We start from the raw sequence: 14018 nt of genomic DNA, 5'->3' as shown, positions 1-14018 counted from the left end.
TCGCATCCAGATGAAACCAAAAAGAGTCCACTTCGGTGGACGTGTTAGTCAGGGAGGCAATACACAATGGGTTTTATCGGTTGGATCGTACTAGGACTTATCGCAGGAGCCATCGCTAAGGCAATCATGCCCGGCAACCAGGGCGGCGGCTGGCTCATGACCTTGATCCTCGGCGTCGTTGGAGCAATCCTCGGCGGCTGGATCGGTTCTGCACTCTTCAACGTCAACATCAACGAGTTCTGGTCAATCTCCACGTGGCTTCTCGCCATCGTTGGTTCTTTGATCGTTCTTGTGATCTGGGGCTTTGTAACCAAGGGCCGCAGCCGCGCCTAAGGACTGCGTAAGCAGGCCAACGGCTTGACGAAGAACATGGTGTTTCTCCTCGGTTAGAGGATTGGGCACGACGGGAGCGCTTTCGCATTAGCGAAAGCGCTCCTTTTTCTTTGCCAAAACGACACCAAACTTTCCCCCAAACGTGACCCTTTTGCTCTTGCTAAGTGCCCCACAGAAGCGCACACTCATAGCGGAGGGTTAATGCATCGCATGGAAAATCCCTCGTATAACTATTGAGTTTTCAAGCAAAAAGACAAGTGACATTCGGGGGAAGTAATGTCCAGCTTTAAGAGAAACCTTTCAATTCGTTGCGCCGCCAGCCTCGCTGGCGTGCTGATGGCAACGACCGCCCTCAGCAGCGGCGCGCAAGCCCAATCCGCAGCCGAAGTGAAGAGCGGAACTCAAGCTGCGGCATCGTCCTCAATGAACGCCACCGCGCAGACCCCTAGCACCCTCAACACGATGTTCGCCGCCGCGCTGCCCGCGGGCGCCACCACGTATTTGAGCCTAGGTACCACCTCCGCGAACCTCAATGTCCGCTCGGGACCCAGCGCGTACTACTCGATCCTGACCTCCATTCCGGCCGGAACCACAGTCAATCTCTACTACAAACACCCCACCACCGGCTGGTACCACGTGAAGTACGGCGTCCACTGGGGATGGGTCAGCGCTTCGTACATCCAAAACATTGGCGCCTCGCCGTACGTGAACAAGTACGCCGGACCAAACCGCACCCCGCGGGTGGTCCTGACCTTCGACGACTGCCCTTCCACCCTCACCTCGTTCGATAACGCTACGATCTACGCGCGAGACAACGGGATTGGCTTGGTCCTCGCCCCGTCCGGCACGTGCCTTTCCAGCTTCAAGTCCAAGTACGGTATTGATCTGGCGTCCCGCGCACGGGCGCGTGGGCACTACGTCATTAACCACTCCGTCACCCACGCCGAACTCACGAGGCTCAGCACCTCCGGCATCCTTCGCGAACTCAGCTCGCCGGGTGTCGCCACGAATATAGGGCGGCCACCATTTGGTGCGGTGAACACTACGGTCAATTCCGCCTACGCACTCAAGGGCATGTATCAGTGGTTCTGGGACGTGGATACCCGCGACTGGGAGAACAAATCCAAGACCGCCACCATTTACAACGCGGTGCACATGGCGCGCGCCGGCTCCACAGTGCTCATGCATATGCAGTGGTACGGATTTAGCCCCGATTCGCTACGGCAAATCAAGGCCGGACTGGCCGAGCGAGGATTGGGAGTTTGCCGCCCATTCCGCGGCTACGACAACGCGGGCGCGGTCCTGACATCTCCGTTCTACATCCCGCAAAGTTTGCCGTGCTGATAGGGCCGGAACGGTAATCTAGAGACATGAGTTGGTCCCATTCTTCTGTAGTCACCCTGCCGGTTGCGATGGCCGATGTCTGGGAAGTCATCGCTACGCCCGAGGTCCTTCCGGCGTGGAACCCTGCGGTGTCCAAGCTGGAGCGTCAAGAGAAGTCCGGACGCCGCTTGGTGCCCGGTGACCGCTTAGATTTCGTCCCGCAGCCACCGTTCATGGGCGCTGTGCACTCCGCTACCGCTCCCCCAGCCGTGGTGACGGAGTTCCGGTTGGAGCGCGCCTTTGAGTGGCGTCAGCCGCAGCCCGGTGGCGGCATGACAGTTCGTTGGGATCTCGAGGCTGTGCCTGCTGGCACGCAACTCACGCAGACCGTGACCCTTACGGGATTGGGCGCAAAGGTGTTCGCCGAGACCAACGGCAAGCCGTTCGCTGCCAACTTCGAACGAAACGCGCGCATGATCCCAGGACTCGAGGACCAAGCGCGCGCTTACCGTCAGTAATTTTCTGCTGGGCTGTTAGGGCGTGCGGCCCTTGAACGCTTTCATCGTAGAATAGACCCCGAATGCGTTCTCGGCGAGGTAATCCCACGCGGCCGTGGGGAGCGTTCCACGCAGTGCTCGCGCCGCGTTGGTCATCTTTGGAATCACCAGAATCGGCGTGCCCTTGAGCATTGCTTTCCAAGCGGCATCCGTGACTTGTTCCGGTGAGAGCAGCTTGGTGAGGCGGGCCGGCTTAGCGCCATCAAACATGCCCGTGGTGGTGTAGAACGGGCAAACGGTGGTGACAGCGATATTGCTCTCGCTTGCCTGTAGCTCGAGGCGCAACGTATCCGACCACCCCAGCGCCGCCGCCTTGCTCGCCGCGTAAACGCTCATGCGCGGATTGCTCACGAAGGCTGCCGCGGACGCGATATTCATGATGCGGCGCGGTTGCGTGCCCTCGCTCATGGCGGCGAGGAACTCGAGCGTGATGTGCATGGGGGCGCTCGCGTTGATGTTCAGGGTCAGGTCAATGTCCTGATGCGTGTGCTCCGCGAACGGCTTGCCGCGCACAATTCCCGCATTGTTGATGAGGACATCCGGGGTGCCGTTGGCGAGGACTTCTTGCGCTGCCTGTACGACGACGCTGGCTCGCGAAACGTCCACGAGCTGCGGTTCGATGACGGTTTCGTTGGTGGATCCGGCGGCGAGGGTGCGCAGTTCGGTGGCGGCCTGCTCTAGGTTCTCGGCGTTGACGTCCCAGAGAATCACGCGCTTTGCGCCTTCAAGGACCGCCTTGTGCGCATAGATCTTGCCCATTCCCAGCGCGGCGCCCGTAATGAGGACCGTCAGCCCGCGAACGGACTCCAAAGTTGTAGTCATGCCCTAAAGTTACCCGGAGGTAACCTACGAATCTAGACGCGGAGAGCAGTTATCAGAGGAAGTTTCCGAACTATGCTCGACTCATGACTTCTTCACCCGCGTCACTGACCACAGGCTCCGTCATTTCCCTTGCTTCGAGCCCCAAGAAGTCCTGGGGTCAAGGGGATGTTCGCGTGATCGCTTCGGGTTCAATGCAACCCGAAGGCACGTTGGAAGCAACTGGCGCGGGCGCCACTGACTTCGACTGGCGACTTAGCGTGGCATCCATCGAGGGCGCCGGCGACTTCACGCCTTATCCGGACTTTGAGCGCACGTTGACGGTCATCGTCGGCGAGTTGCTGGAGCTGACCATTGATGGCGAGACGCATCCCGTGGAGCTGTACCGCCCACTCAAGTTTGCCGGCGGCGCCGCGACCGTAGCGACCCTGCCGACGGGCGATGTTCTAGCACTCAATGTCTTTGCCCGCACGGGCGTAGCGCGGGCCAGCGTCCGCATTGTGGAGTTGTCCAAGAAAATGGAACAGCACCTCTTCGCAGCCCAGTTTGGGGTGCTCCTCCAAGGTGCTGCAACGATGTCCTACGCCGGGGCCGATCACAGGCTCGAAGTCCGCGACACCGTGGTGGGCGGTGAAGACGATTCGCCTCGCGTCACCGGCCGCGGATTCATGGCTGTGGTGTCTTTCGATCTTCCCTAAATTCCAGCGACCAAAAAAGAAGTGGCGGGACGCATCGAAACGCTTCCCGCCACTTTCCTTGTGGTTACAAGAGTTACTTCACAGCAACAAAGACCTTGTCTGCCAGCATGCCTGGGCGAACAGCAATGACGCCGTCAACCGGGGTTGGTACCTGGATAACCGTGTTACCCGTGGTCGAAGCACCCTTGTAGAGAACCTTGGTGCTGTCAATCTGCTTTGGAGCAGTCACCATCTTTTCGGTGCCATCGAAAGTTTCGCCACCTGCAGTTACGTAATCCACGCCAACCATTGCGGGCATCTGACCATCTGCGTCGTCACCCTTGTAGGTGGTGGTGTAGTTAATCATGATGTAAACCGAACCCTTGTCCGGCTTCTCATTGAATTGGTTTTCCTTCGCAACCGCCGCATTAGCATCCAAGGAAACAGAGTTGATCTTTACTGCCCAGTCGTCGCTCTCGACAGTCGAGCCCAAAGCGGCTGGGTTTTCACGCGTTCCGGTCTCGCCTGCGTCATTTGCAGGAGCCTCAGCAGTAGACGATGCGCCAGCGGCTGCACTCGACTCAGGGGAGGAAACCTTTGATTCGGTTCCACCGAATGCGTCGCTCACTGCATTCGCCATAACAGCCATGAAAACAATGATTCCGACGATGGTGCCGACGATCGAAACGATGATCGCCGCAACACCTAGGCCCTTAGCCTTGTCTCGCTGGAACAGGGCAACAATACCCAATACAAAACCAACGAAAAGCAGGAACCAACCGAGGCCCAGCACTCCTGGAATGCAAGAGAAGATAAAACCGAGAACGGCTACGATAAGGGCAATCAGGCCAATCTTGTTCTTGGCAGCCTTTGGCTTCTGATTTACGGGTGGAACGGGTGACTGCGTATTATCAGCAGATTCCGTGCCGGGAATTACGGTGTTGCTCATTATTTCCCCAAGCTACGAGTGTTTCGAGAGATGAAGGGCCTGGAGATAATCTTAAATGATATGCCTTCAAACCCTCTATAACTCTATCAGGGATGCATATTTTTCCCACAGCCGAAAGTCATAAAAACGTCAGCACGCTGTGTATGTTCGCGATTGATTGATTATTCAACCGAAGTCAGCGGACTTTGGTCTCGATATGAAATGGATCACTCTGGCAACTAGCGCACCATTTGACGCTCACTGATGCGTTTCGGCTCTTCATACACTTCGGGACTAGCTGTCACTTCCGAAGTATCCCGAAGTGATTCATACTTGAATCATGGAATCGCTCCGGCGCTTTTGGGCAGAACATCGAACCCTGCTCAGCGCAGTGGCTGCCGTGCTGAGCTTCGGGATCGGCGTGCTGTATCTGTTCGTCGTCCCTGAGTACCGGCCCACGACGGGACCGTTACTGCAATTCCTCTTGCGATACTCGCACTCGGCCTGCTGGTTCTTGCTGGCCATCACGTTCGCCCTGATCCAAGTGAATGGCACCGCGAAAATCCGGAAAGTCACCGCCTACACAGCGTTAGCGCTCTATGCAGGCTTCATGGTGAGCTTTCTGCTGACCCGCTAGAGATCAGGGAAGAGCCAAGCGGAAGACCTTGCCCCACGCGGATCCAACCTGCTTGTAGAGCGGGCCCGTGTTGTATGGGAGGCCGTAACGTTCGCAGATTTCTTTGACCTTTGGCGCGATCTCGCCGTAGCGGCTCGATGGCAAGTCTGGGAACAAGTGGTGCTCCACCTGGTGAGACAGATTGCCAGTCATGAAGTGCAAGAACTTGGAGCCGGAGATGTTGGAGGATCCCAACATTTGGCGGATATACCAGTCACCGCGGGCTTCGCCGTCCACCATTTCGTCCGTGAACGTTTCCGTGCCGTCCGGGAAGTGGCCACAGAAGATGACCGAGTGTGCCCAGAGATTGCGGATGAGGTTCGCGGTGGCCGTACCCAAGAACGCTTCCTTATGAGCGCCGGTGGCAAGAGCCAGACCGGGGGTCACCACGAAGTCCTTGGCGATCTGACTGACGCCTGACTTGGCAAATGCTTTGAGGTCATCCATGAAGACCTCCTTGGGCTTGGTGCCATCCAAGTAGAGGTCGATCTCCAAGTCATAGATGGCGATTCCCCATTCGAAGAAGGGTGCCAGAACCATGTTGAAGACCGGGTTGAGGAGGTTGACGGGCTTCCACTCTTGAGCAGGATCCATCCGCAAGAGGTTGAATCCCACGTCCTTGTCCTTGCCGAGGACATTGGTCCAGCGGTGGTGAAGGTCGTTGTGGGTGTGCTGCCAAGAGCGAGCTGGGGTCGCGAAGTCCCACTGCCACGTGGTGGAGTGAATGTCGGGATCGCGCATCCAGTCCCACTGACCGTGAAGAACGTTGTGGCCGATCTCCATGTTTTCAATGATCTTGGCAGAAGCCAGAGCTGCCGTTGCGGCGACCCAAACCGCCTTGTTCTTTCCATCGAGGATCAAGGCGCCGCGGCCCAGGACCTCGAGGTATCGCTGAAGTCGGATGACACGGCGAATGTACTTCGCATCCTCGGTGCCGCGCTTCTTCAAGATGTCACTCTTGATGGTATCCAGCTCTTTGCAGAGCTCGGCAACTTGCTCGTCGCTCAAGTGCGCAGCCGCCGGTGGGCGCACTGCTGGTGAGCCCTTATCCGCCAAGAGTCCTGGACGCGATTCACGCTTGTCACGCTGTGGCGCATGGGACGTGGTGTCGATGCGCGGAGGTGTTGGTTTTTTCTGCAAGGTAGCTAGTGGGTTCATGGTTGCTCCTTTTTAGAGGCCTAGATTCACGCTACCGGCCGCAGCCGAAACGCATGTCTGTATTAATTCTCCGGGTTCGCCGTGCACCTCACCGGTGCGCAGATCCCTGACTTGTCCGGCCCGCAAAGGGGTCAAACAGCTGTGGCAGATGCCCATGCGGCAACCGCTAGGCATCAAAATTCCGGCGTCCTCGCCGATTTCAAGAAGCGTTGATTCGCCGTCGGCTTCCACTTCTTTGTCAGACAGTTCGAACGTCACCAGACCGCCAGCTCCGGGTTCGCCAGCGTTGAGGTCAGTATGAAATCTCTCTATGGTGAGCCCCGCCGCTCCGGTGCCGGACCGTGTCCACAAGGCTTCGGCGTCGGACACAAATCCTTCCGGTCCGCAGACGTAAGCTGCCCGCGTTCGCCAATCTGGACAGACTGCATCCAACTGCGCCGGGGTGCTCATATCGAAGCGCCCGCTCTCAGCCGTGAAGTTTTCCACCAACCGAAGGCCGGGGAATTTCGCAGAAAGTGCGCGCAATTCGTCCACGAAGAGGCTGTCCTCTTCGGTGCGTGCCGAATGGATCAGCACCACGTCCGCAGTTTTTTGATGCGGAATGAGCGTGCGAATCATGGACATGACGGGTGTGATGCCACTGCCGGCCGTCATCATCAGGAGTGGTCGGGCTTCTTCGGGAAGCGTGAATTCGCCTTGAGCCGGTGCCAAGAACAGCACATCGCCAACGCGAGTGTTGTGGACCAGCGTGCTAGACACTTCGCCGATGTCCGTCACGGTAACGGATGGGTGTTGGCCGGGAGCGGAGCTAATCGAGTAGGAGCGCCAGTGACGGACACCGTTGATTTCTACGCCGATACGGGCCCATTGGCCGGCCTTGTGAGTGCGCCAGCCGTAGCCGGGGCGAAAATAGATGGTTGCGCTTTGCGGGGTCTCGCGTACTACTTCAGTAACTACGCCGCGCAATTGGCGACGCGAAAACACTGGATCGAAGAGTCCGAAGAGTTCCTCGACGCCGAGTGGATGAATTGCAATAGACGCGGCCTGCGCCAAAGGCCTTAGCCGTTTCATTCTCTAAGTGTAGGTCGATTTGAGGATGCTTTTTGCTCCATGACGGGCATTCATCCCTCAGACTTGATACTGCTAGGCGGCGCACCGGCAACGTCCAGCTAACAGTCAGCATCCCTGAGGCCATTTCACCGCCGCTCTACAAGTCCCGAGCACTGTTGGCGTGATTGCGCGCCGCTTCCTCACTGAAAATGCTCATGATTTGCGCACTTTTGACAATCCATGCCGGACACTTGAGGCATGAAAGAAACATCTGACCTTCAAGAGTTCTGGGAAGACCGCTATTCGAGCGCGGACCAGATTTGGTCCGGCCGCGTCAATGCGGTCCTGAAAGACGTCGCAAGAAACCTGACTCCCGGCACCGCCCTGGATCTAGGCTGCGGCGAGGGTGGCGACGCCATCTGGCTCGCCCAGAATGGCTGGAGCGTCACGGGCGTAGACCTTTCCACCACCGCTACCCAGCGCGCCAGCGAGGCCGCACTTGCCGCCGGAATTCCCGCCGAGCGCTTCCATTTCGAAGCCGGTGACCTCACCGAATGGTCCACCGAGGAGCGCTTTGACCTGGTCACCGCCTCATTCTTGCTCTCGTGGCCCATCGAGATTCCACGCGATGCCATCCTCGAGCGCGCCACGCAGTTCGTCGCTCCCGGCGGCCACATCCTGGTCGTCGCACATGCTGCTCCCCCACCATGGTCCGAACACGCACACGCCGACGAGCACCATCACGGAGACGGACAGGCGGGCCACTCTCACGGCCCCAAATTCCCCACCCCGGAAAGCGATCTCGCGGCCCTGAACTTGGATCCTGCGAAGTGGGAAGTGCTCACGGTTGAACTTCGCGAGCGTTCCGCTCAAATGCCAGACGGTACGACGACGCGGCTCGACGACACTGTGGTCCTTGCGAAGCGCGTTGCTTAAGTAAGCGAAGCCCGCCCCATCGCTGGTCCGTGTGAAACGGATTCAGCCTGGAGGCGGGCTTTTGCTTGAGTAACGCTCGAGGCCGAGCGCTCAGTTGCCGCTACTTAGGCGTTGACCTTGGATGCAGCAGCCACGGCTTCGGCCACAGCTGGAGCAACGCGTGGGTCCAGTGCGTTCGGAACAATGCGGTCCGTCGCGAGATCGTCGCCCACCAATTCGGCGATAGCGTGAGCGGCTGCTACGCGCATTTCCGGAGTGATACGGCGTGCGCCAGCGTCCAGAGCACCCTTGAAGATGCCCGGGAAGGCCAAGACGTTGTTGATCTGGTTCGGGTAGTCAGAGCGGCCCGTTGCCACCACAGCTGCGTACTTCGCGGCCACCTCTGGATCCACTTCTGGGTCCGGGTTAGCCATCGCGAAGACCATGGAATTCTCGGCCATCGTGGCGATGTACTCTTCCGGAACCTTCGCTGCGGAAACACCGACGAACAAGTCGGCACCCACCAACGCGACGTCGATTCCGCCGGAGAGGTTGTTCGGGTTCGTGACCTCAACCAGCTCTTGCTTAGAGGAGTGCAGATCCTCGCGGGATGCGGAAATGATGCCCTTGGAATCGCACACCACAATGTTCTTGACGCCCGCGGTGAGCAGGGTCTTGGTGATGGCTACGCCTGCGGCACCAGCGCCGGAGACCACGATCTTCACATCTTCCAGCTCGCGGCCGGTCACCTTGGCTGCGTTGATGAGGGCGGCCAAGACTACGACGGCGGTGCCGTGCTGGTCGTCATGCATCACAGGGATGTCGAGTGCCTCGATGAGGCGCTCTTCCACTTCGAAGCACTTCGGCGCAGCGATGTCTTCGAGGTTGATGGCACCGAAGGACGGTGCAATCTGAATGATGGTCTCCACCATCTGATCAACATCAGACTGGTTGATGACAATAGGGATCGAGTTCAGGTCACCGAACTCTTTGAAGAGCACGCTCTTGCCTTCCATAACCGGCAAGGAGGCGCGCGGTCCAATGTTGCCGAGGCCCAAAACAGCGGAGCCATCGGAAATCACGGCCACAAGGCGGCTAGCCCAGGTGTATTCCTTGGCGAGGCTTTCATCCTTCGCGATGGCGCGGGAAACCTGCGCTACGCCCGGGGTGTAAGCGATGGATAGGTCGCGCTTGGTTTCGAGCTTGGCTTTGGGGGTGGCGTTGAGCTTTCCGCCTTGGTGATACTCAAAGATTTCTTCGTCATTAATGATGATGGGCTGAGCCATGAGGGTATGTTCCTTCGGAAATTGTGGGGGCAAGAGGTTATGGCTAACAACAAGAGACAACGGCGGATTGGGCCGGTAATGCCATAACGACGTGCGCGAACAGTCCGAGGGTGCACGGAGCTTGCGCTAGATTCAGATCACACTGCGATGGCAGCAATCTGCCGTCTAACTATAAAAGACCCTTTTGCGGTAACCCGATTCCGGATATTTATTGCGTCACAGTTTGCGGCCGCCATCATTTTGTGAAGAGAAGTCACTTGACGACGGCCGTTTCACCGAGCGGTTATTCGATCAAGCTACTTCGTGACGCGCACCAACATTTTGCCGGTGTTCGCACCGCGCATCATGTCCAAGAACGCGTCCACGGTGTTCTCGATGCCATCAACAATGGTCTCGTCGTAGGAGATCTTGCCCGCAGGGAACCACTCGCCCATCTTGGCCTGGAATTCAGGCGCGAGGTGCAGGTAGGAGCCCAAGGTGAAGCCTTTGAGCGTGAGTGCACGGGTGATGATGTTGCTCATGTTGTTCGGGCCCGGCACTGCAGAAGTTTCGTTGTAAGCCGAGATCGCTCCGCACAAAGCTGCGCGGCCGCCGTCGTTGAACGCTGCGAGCGCAGCTTCGAGGTGATCGCCACCCACGTTGTCGAAGAAAACGTCAATGCCGTTGGGCGCCGCTTCGGCGAGCTGTCCGCGAACGTCGCCGTCCTTGTAGTTGAAAGCGGCATCGTACCCGTATTTCTCCGTCAGCAACGCAACCTTTTCCGCGCTACCTGCGGAACCAATGACGCGGCTTGCGCCAAGCAGCTTCGCAATCTGGCCCACGGCGGTTCCCACGGAGCCTGCAGCGCCGGATACGAAGACGGTGTCGCCTTCCTTGAGTCCAGCGATCGCCGTGAGACCAACGTAAGCGGTCATGCCGGTCATGCCCAGAATGTGCAGGTTCAACGAAAGTGGCACTCCCGGAACCTCTGGAATGGCGCGGAAGGTGGCGGCGTCGTCCTGGATGAAGTCGCTCCAACCGTGCTGGTGAAGGACTACGGTGCCCACGGGCAATTCCTCGGCGGCGGATTCAACGACGCGGCCCACAGCGCCGCCCGTGATGCGCTCTCCCAGCTGGAATGGCGGGGTGTAGCTGCGGACGTCGTTCATGCGGCCGCGCATGTACGGATCCACGGAAACGAACTCGTTGCGCACGCGCACCTGACCCGGCTTCGGGGCCTCGTAGGTGAGCTGCACGGTCTGGAAATTGTCGTGCGTTGGCCAGCCGGTGGGGCGGGAGGCGAGCTGGATTTGCGTGCTGGTGGTGGTGCTCATGCGGTTTCCTTGCGTTAGTCCGTTGCGCGGGGTCATTAAGTACGACGACGCTGGCTTCGGTTACGTCAACAATCTTTCTGTAACGAGTATTCCAGATTATGCTGGGATCATTCCGTGAGAAGAGGAAACTTGGCACGCACAGCATCGTTTGACCGTCACGACGTGGCCAGGGCTGCCCGCGCCGTCTTTTGGTCCCTAGGCTACGAGGGCGCAGCAATTCCGGACCTGGAAGCGGCTACCGGGCTGAGTCGATCCAGCATCTACAACAGCTTTGGATCCAAGCTGGGACTTTTCGAAGCAGCCGTGGAGAGCTACCTGAACGAAGTGGTTCGGCCGCGCATTCAGCCACTGACAGGTGATGTTGTTGAACCCGGTGCTCTTGAGGCGTATCTCCGGGATCTTCGGGAGACGTTCGCCGAGTTGACACCTCGGACTGCCTCGAACGGTTGTCTCCTGGTCAATACGGCCGGCTCTCCGATCGCCAAAGACGCTCATGTTGCTCAGGTCATCGCCGATTACCGATCCGAGCTGGGGTCCGCTTTTTCTCGCGGCGTCGCGGCGCATTATCCCGGGATCTCCCCTGCCGATGTTTCCCTCAAGAGTGAATCCATCACGGCGCTCGTGATCTCGGCGTTCGCCCTGGTCCGGGTCAGCAAGGACCTCGCGGTGCAGAATCTAGAGACGGCGCTTCGGGTCATCGAAACGAACCCTTCGAGCTAATTGGGGCGCCCTTCGTCACATTGTGTCATGATGAGAATTACCCTTCCTCATATACCCCTAGTGGGTATATGCTTTGGCCATGGAGCATGATCACTCAACGCACGCCACTGATTCCCACATGGACCACTCAAAAATGGACCATTCCACGATGCAACATGCACAATCCCAGCCCCAGTCCATGAACCATATGGATCACAGCGAACATGCTGGACATGAAAACCACAGCGGGCACATGGGCCACGCAGGTCACGGTGGTCATGCCGGTCACGTGGCGATCTTCCGCCGCCTGTTCTGGATCATGCTGGTTCTGGCCATTCCAACCGTCGCTTTTAGCGCGTCCTTCGCGCACATCCTGGGCTATTCGCTTCCTGACGCCGAGTGGACCCACTGGGTCTCACCGATCCTCGGAACCGTCATGTACGTGTGGGGCGGCAAGCCGTTCCTGACCGGTGCGGTGGATGAGATCAAGGCTCGTAAGCCCGGCATGATGCTGCTGATTGCCCTCGCTATCACGGTGGCTTTCTTGGCATCGTGGGGTGCCTCGCTGGGCATCCTCGATCACGAACTGAACTTCTGGTGGGAGCTCGCGCTCCTGGTGGTGATCATGCTGTTGGGTCACTGGATCGAGATGCGATCGCTCGCCCAAACCACCTCCGCGCTGGACTCGCTCGCTGCCCTTCTCCCCGACGAAGCGGAAAAGGTGGACGGCGAAAACATTGTGAAGATTTCGCCGTCGGAACTAAGCGTGGGCGACGTCGTCGTCATCCGTCCCGGATCCTCCGTGCCCGCGGATGGAAAAATTGTGGACGGCTCCGCGTCCATGGACGAATCCATGATCACCGGTGAATCGAAAACCGTACGCCGCAACGTCGGTGACCCTGTGATCGCCGGAACCGTCGCGACGGATTCGGGCTTGCGTGTGGAAGTCACTGCAACCGGTGACGGCACCACGCTGGCCGGAATTCAGAAGCTCGTGGCCGAAGCGCAAGCATCATCGTCCCGAGCGCAGCGCATTGCCGACACTGCGGCGTCGTGGTTGTTCTGGTTTGCCCTCGTCGCCGCGTTCATCACCGCCATCGTGTGGACGCTCGTGGGGTTGCCGGATGACGCGGTGGTCCGCACCATCACCGTGCTCGTGATCGCGTGCCCGCACGCTTTGGGTCTGGCCATTCCGCTGGTGGTGTCGATCGCGACCGAGCGTGCCGCCCGCAATGGTGTTCTCATCAAGGATCGTTTGGCGCTTGAAAGCATGCGCTCCGTGGATACCGTGATCTTTGATAAGACCGGAACGCTGACCAAGGGCGAGCCCGTGGTTACGGCCGTTCACGTTGATTCTTCGACGCCGGCAAAGATCGGGAATCTGACCGAGGATTCACTCGTGGCACTCGCCGCGGCCGCCGAAACTGACAGCGAGCACCCGCTGGCTCGGGCGATCGTTCGGGCTGCAACGGATCGTCACCTCGATGTTCCTCGAGCCACCGATTTCACGTCTTCCCCTGCACAAGGCGTTCGCGCCACCGTGGGCAATGCCGTGATTGAGGTGGGCGGACCGCTGTTGCTCGAGAAGCACGGCGTCCAAGAGTTGCCGGTTGCCGATGAGTGGCGCAAGAACGGCGCCATCATTTTGCACGTGCTCGCGGACGGCGCTGTGATTGGTGCGCTGAGCCTGGCCGATGAAATCCGTCCAGAATCCCGCGCCGCGATCGACGCGCTGCACAAGCAGGGCACCAAGGTGGTCATGATTACCGGCGACGCTCAGGCGGTCGCCGAATCCGTGGCGCGCGATCTGGGAATCGACCGAGTTTTCGCGGGCGTTCGTCCCGAGGACAAGGCCGCGAAGGTTGCCGAACTACAGGCCGAGGGCCGCAAGGTGGCGATGGTGGGTGACGGCGTGAACGACGCTCCCGCCCTTGCCCAAGCCGATGTCGGCATCGCGATTGGTGCAGGCACGGATGTGGCGATCGGATCTGCGGGTGTCATCCTGGCGTCTTCCGATCCTCGAGCCGTGCTGTCCATCGTGGAACTCTCACGCGCCAGCTACAAGAAGATGAAGCAAAACCTCTGGTGGGCCGCCGGTTACAACCTCATCTCCGTACCGCTGGCCGCGGGCATCCTGGCGCCGATCGGGTTCATGCTGCCCATGAGCGTGGGCGCCATCTTGATGTCCGTGTCCACACTGGTGGTGGCGTTGAACGCGCAACTGTTGCGCCGACTGGATTTGAATCCGGAGACGCTGGCCAAGTAAAGGTGTTCGGCGGCCGGG

Annotated in this window: 14 protein-coding genes; 8 read left to right on the top strand and 6 right to left on the bottom strand. The window is 59.0% G+C overall.

Translation table 11 applies throughout. The features are described 5' to 3' along the window. Positions 1 to 66 precede the first annotated feature (66 nt). The 3 genes from BKA12_RS11120 to BKA12_RS11110 all read left to right on the top strand — a co-directional run bounded on the left by BKA12_RS11120 (position 67) and on the right by BKA12_RS11110 (position 2174). Positions 67 to 333: a GlsB/YeaQ/YmgE family stress response membrane protein gene (locus BKA12_RS11120; RefSeq protein WP_183643814.1), complete on the top strand. Its 267-nt coding sequence runs from the start codon at positions 67 to 69 to the stop codon at positions 331 to 333. Between the two features lie 336 nt (positions 334 to 669). Continuing rightward, the gene (locus tag BKA12_RS11115; RefSeq protein ID WP_183643812.1) at positions 670 to 1677 is read left to right on the top strand and encodes an SH3 domain-containing protein; all 1008 of its coding nucleotides are present in this window, start codon (positions 670 to 672) and stop codon (positions 1675 to 1677) included. A gap of 26 nt (positions 1678 to 1703) precedes the next feature. Then, positions 1704 to 2174 (top strand): SRPBCC family protein, encoded by a 471-nt coding sequence (locus tag BKA12_RS11110; protein WP_183643808.1) that lies wholly within the window; start codon positions 1704 to 1706, stop codon positions 2172 to 2174. 15 nt (positions 2175 to 2189) lie between these two features. Here BKA12_RS11110 and BKA12_RS11105 read toward each other — a convergent pair whose 3' ends face one another. Then, positions 2190 to 3035 carry an SDR family NAD(P)-dependent oxidoreductase gene (locus BKA12_RS11105; RefSeq protein WP_183643805.1) on the bottom strand — a complete coding sequence of 282 codons (846 nt, stop codon included), beginning with the start codon at positions 3033 to 3035 and terminating at the stop codon, positions 2190 to 2192. Positions 3036 to 3118: 83 nt separating this feature from the next. Here BKA12_RS11105 and BKA12_RS11100 point away from each other — a divergent pair, with 83 nt between their 5' ends. Beyond that, positions 3119 to 3730 carry a HutD/Ves family protein gene (locus BKA12_RS11100; RefSeq protein ID WP_183643803.1) on the top strand — a complete coding sequence of 204 codons (612 nt, stop codon included), beginning with the start codon at positions 3119 to 3121 and terminating at the stop codon, positions 3728 to 3730. A 73-nt stretch (positions 3731 to 3803) separates the two neighbouring features. Here BKA12_RS11100 and BKA12_RS11095 read toward each other — a convergent pair whose 3' ends face one another. Then, entirely contained in the window at positions 3804 to 4658 is an 855-nt protein-coding gene (locus tag BKA12_RS11095; protein ID WP_246361682.1) for a DUF308 domain-containing protein, read from the bottom strand. Positions 4659 to 4977: 319 nt separating this feature from the next. On the opposite strand from BKA12_RS11095, the gene BKA12_RS11090 reads away from it, so the two are divergent. After that, positions 4978 to 5274, top strand: coding sequence for a hypothetical protein (locus tag BKA12_RS11090; RefSeq protein WP_183643799.1), 297 nt, complete (start codon positions 4978 to 4980; stop codon positions 5272 to 5274). 3 nt (positions 5275 to 5277) lie between these two features. Here BKA12_RS11090 and BKA12_RS11085 read toward each other — a convergent pair whose 3' ends face one another. Both BKA12_RS11085 and BKA12_RS11080 read right to left on the bottom strand, forming a co-directional pair. Further along, positions 5278 to 6471 carry a fatty acid desaturase family protein gene (locus BKA12_RS11085; RefSeq protein WP_183643796.1) on the bottom strand — a complete coding sequence of 398 codons (1194 nt, stop codon included), beginning with the start codon at positions 6469 to 6471 and terminating at the stop codon, positions 5278 to 5280. A 12-nt stretch (positions 6472 to 6483) separates the two neighbouring features. Beyond that, the gene (locus tag BKA12_RS11080) at positions 6484 to 7542 is read right to left on the bottom strand and encodes a ferredoxin reductase (protein ID WP_183643793.1); all 1059 of its coding nucleotides are present in this window, start codon (positions 7540 to 7542) and stop codon (positions 6484 to 6486) included. 237 nt (positions 7543 to 7779) lie between these two features. Here BKA12_RS11080 and BKA12_RS11075 point away from each other — a divergent pair, with 237 nt between their 5' ends. Further along, complete coding sequence (locus tag BKA12_RS11075) at positions 7780 to 8457, top strand: class I SAM-dependent methyltransferase (RefSeq protein WP_183643790.1); 678 nt, start codon at positions 7780 to 7782, stop codon at positions 8455 to 8457. 104 nt (positions 8458 to 8561) lie between these two features. Here BKA12_RS11075 and BKA12_RS11070 read toward each other — a convergent pair whose 3' ends face one another. Both BKA12_RS11070 and BKA12_RS11065 read right to left on the bottom strand, forming a co-directional pair. After that, positions 8562 to 9722: an NAD(P)-dependent malic enzyme gene (locus BKA12_RS11070; RefSeq protein WP_183643787.1), complete on the bottom strand. Its 1161-nt coding sequence runs from the start codon at positions 9720 to 9722 to the stop codon at positions 8562 to 8564. A gap of 296 nt (positions 9723 to 10018) precedes the next feature. Continuing rightward, on the bottom strand, positions 10019 to 11035 hold the full coding sequence (locus BKA12_RS11065; RefSeq protein WP_183643785.1) for an NADP-dependent oxidoreductase: 1017 nt from the start codon (positions 11033 to 11035) through the stop codon (positions 10019 to 10021). A 129-nt stretch (positions 11036 to 11164) separates the two neighbouring features. On the opposite strand from BKA12_RS11065, the gene BKA12_RS11060 reads away from it, so the two are divergent. Both BKA12_RS11060 and BKA12_RS11055 read left to right on the top strand, forming a co-directional pair. After that, positions 11165 to 11755 carry a TetR/AcrR family transcriptional regulator gene (locus BKA12_RS11060; RefSeq protein ID WP_183643782.1) on the top strand — a complete coding sequence of 197 codons (591 nt, stop codon included), beginning with the start codon at positions 11165 to 11167 and terminating at the stop codon, positions 11753 to 11755. A gap of 232 nt (positions 11756 to 11987) precedes the next feature. After that, positions 11988 to 14000: a heavy metal translocating P-type ATPase gene (locus BKA12_RS11055; protein ID WP_420826516.1), complete on the top strand. Its 2013-nt coding sequence runs from the start codon at positions 11988 to 11990 to the stop codon at positions 13998 to 14000. Positions 14001 to 14018: the final 18 nt, after the last annotated feature.

Origin of the sequence: Neomicrococcus lactis (genome assembly GCF_014200305.1) — a bacterium.
Classification (GTDB): Bacteria; Actinomycetota; Actinomycetes; order Actinomycetales; family Micrococcaceae; genus Neomicrococcus; species Neomicrococcus lactis.
The sequence above is the reverse complement of the archived record's forward strand: the minus strand, read 5'-3'. Positions and strand labels throughout refer to the sequence as shown.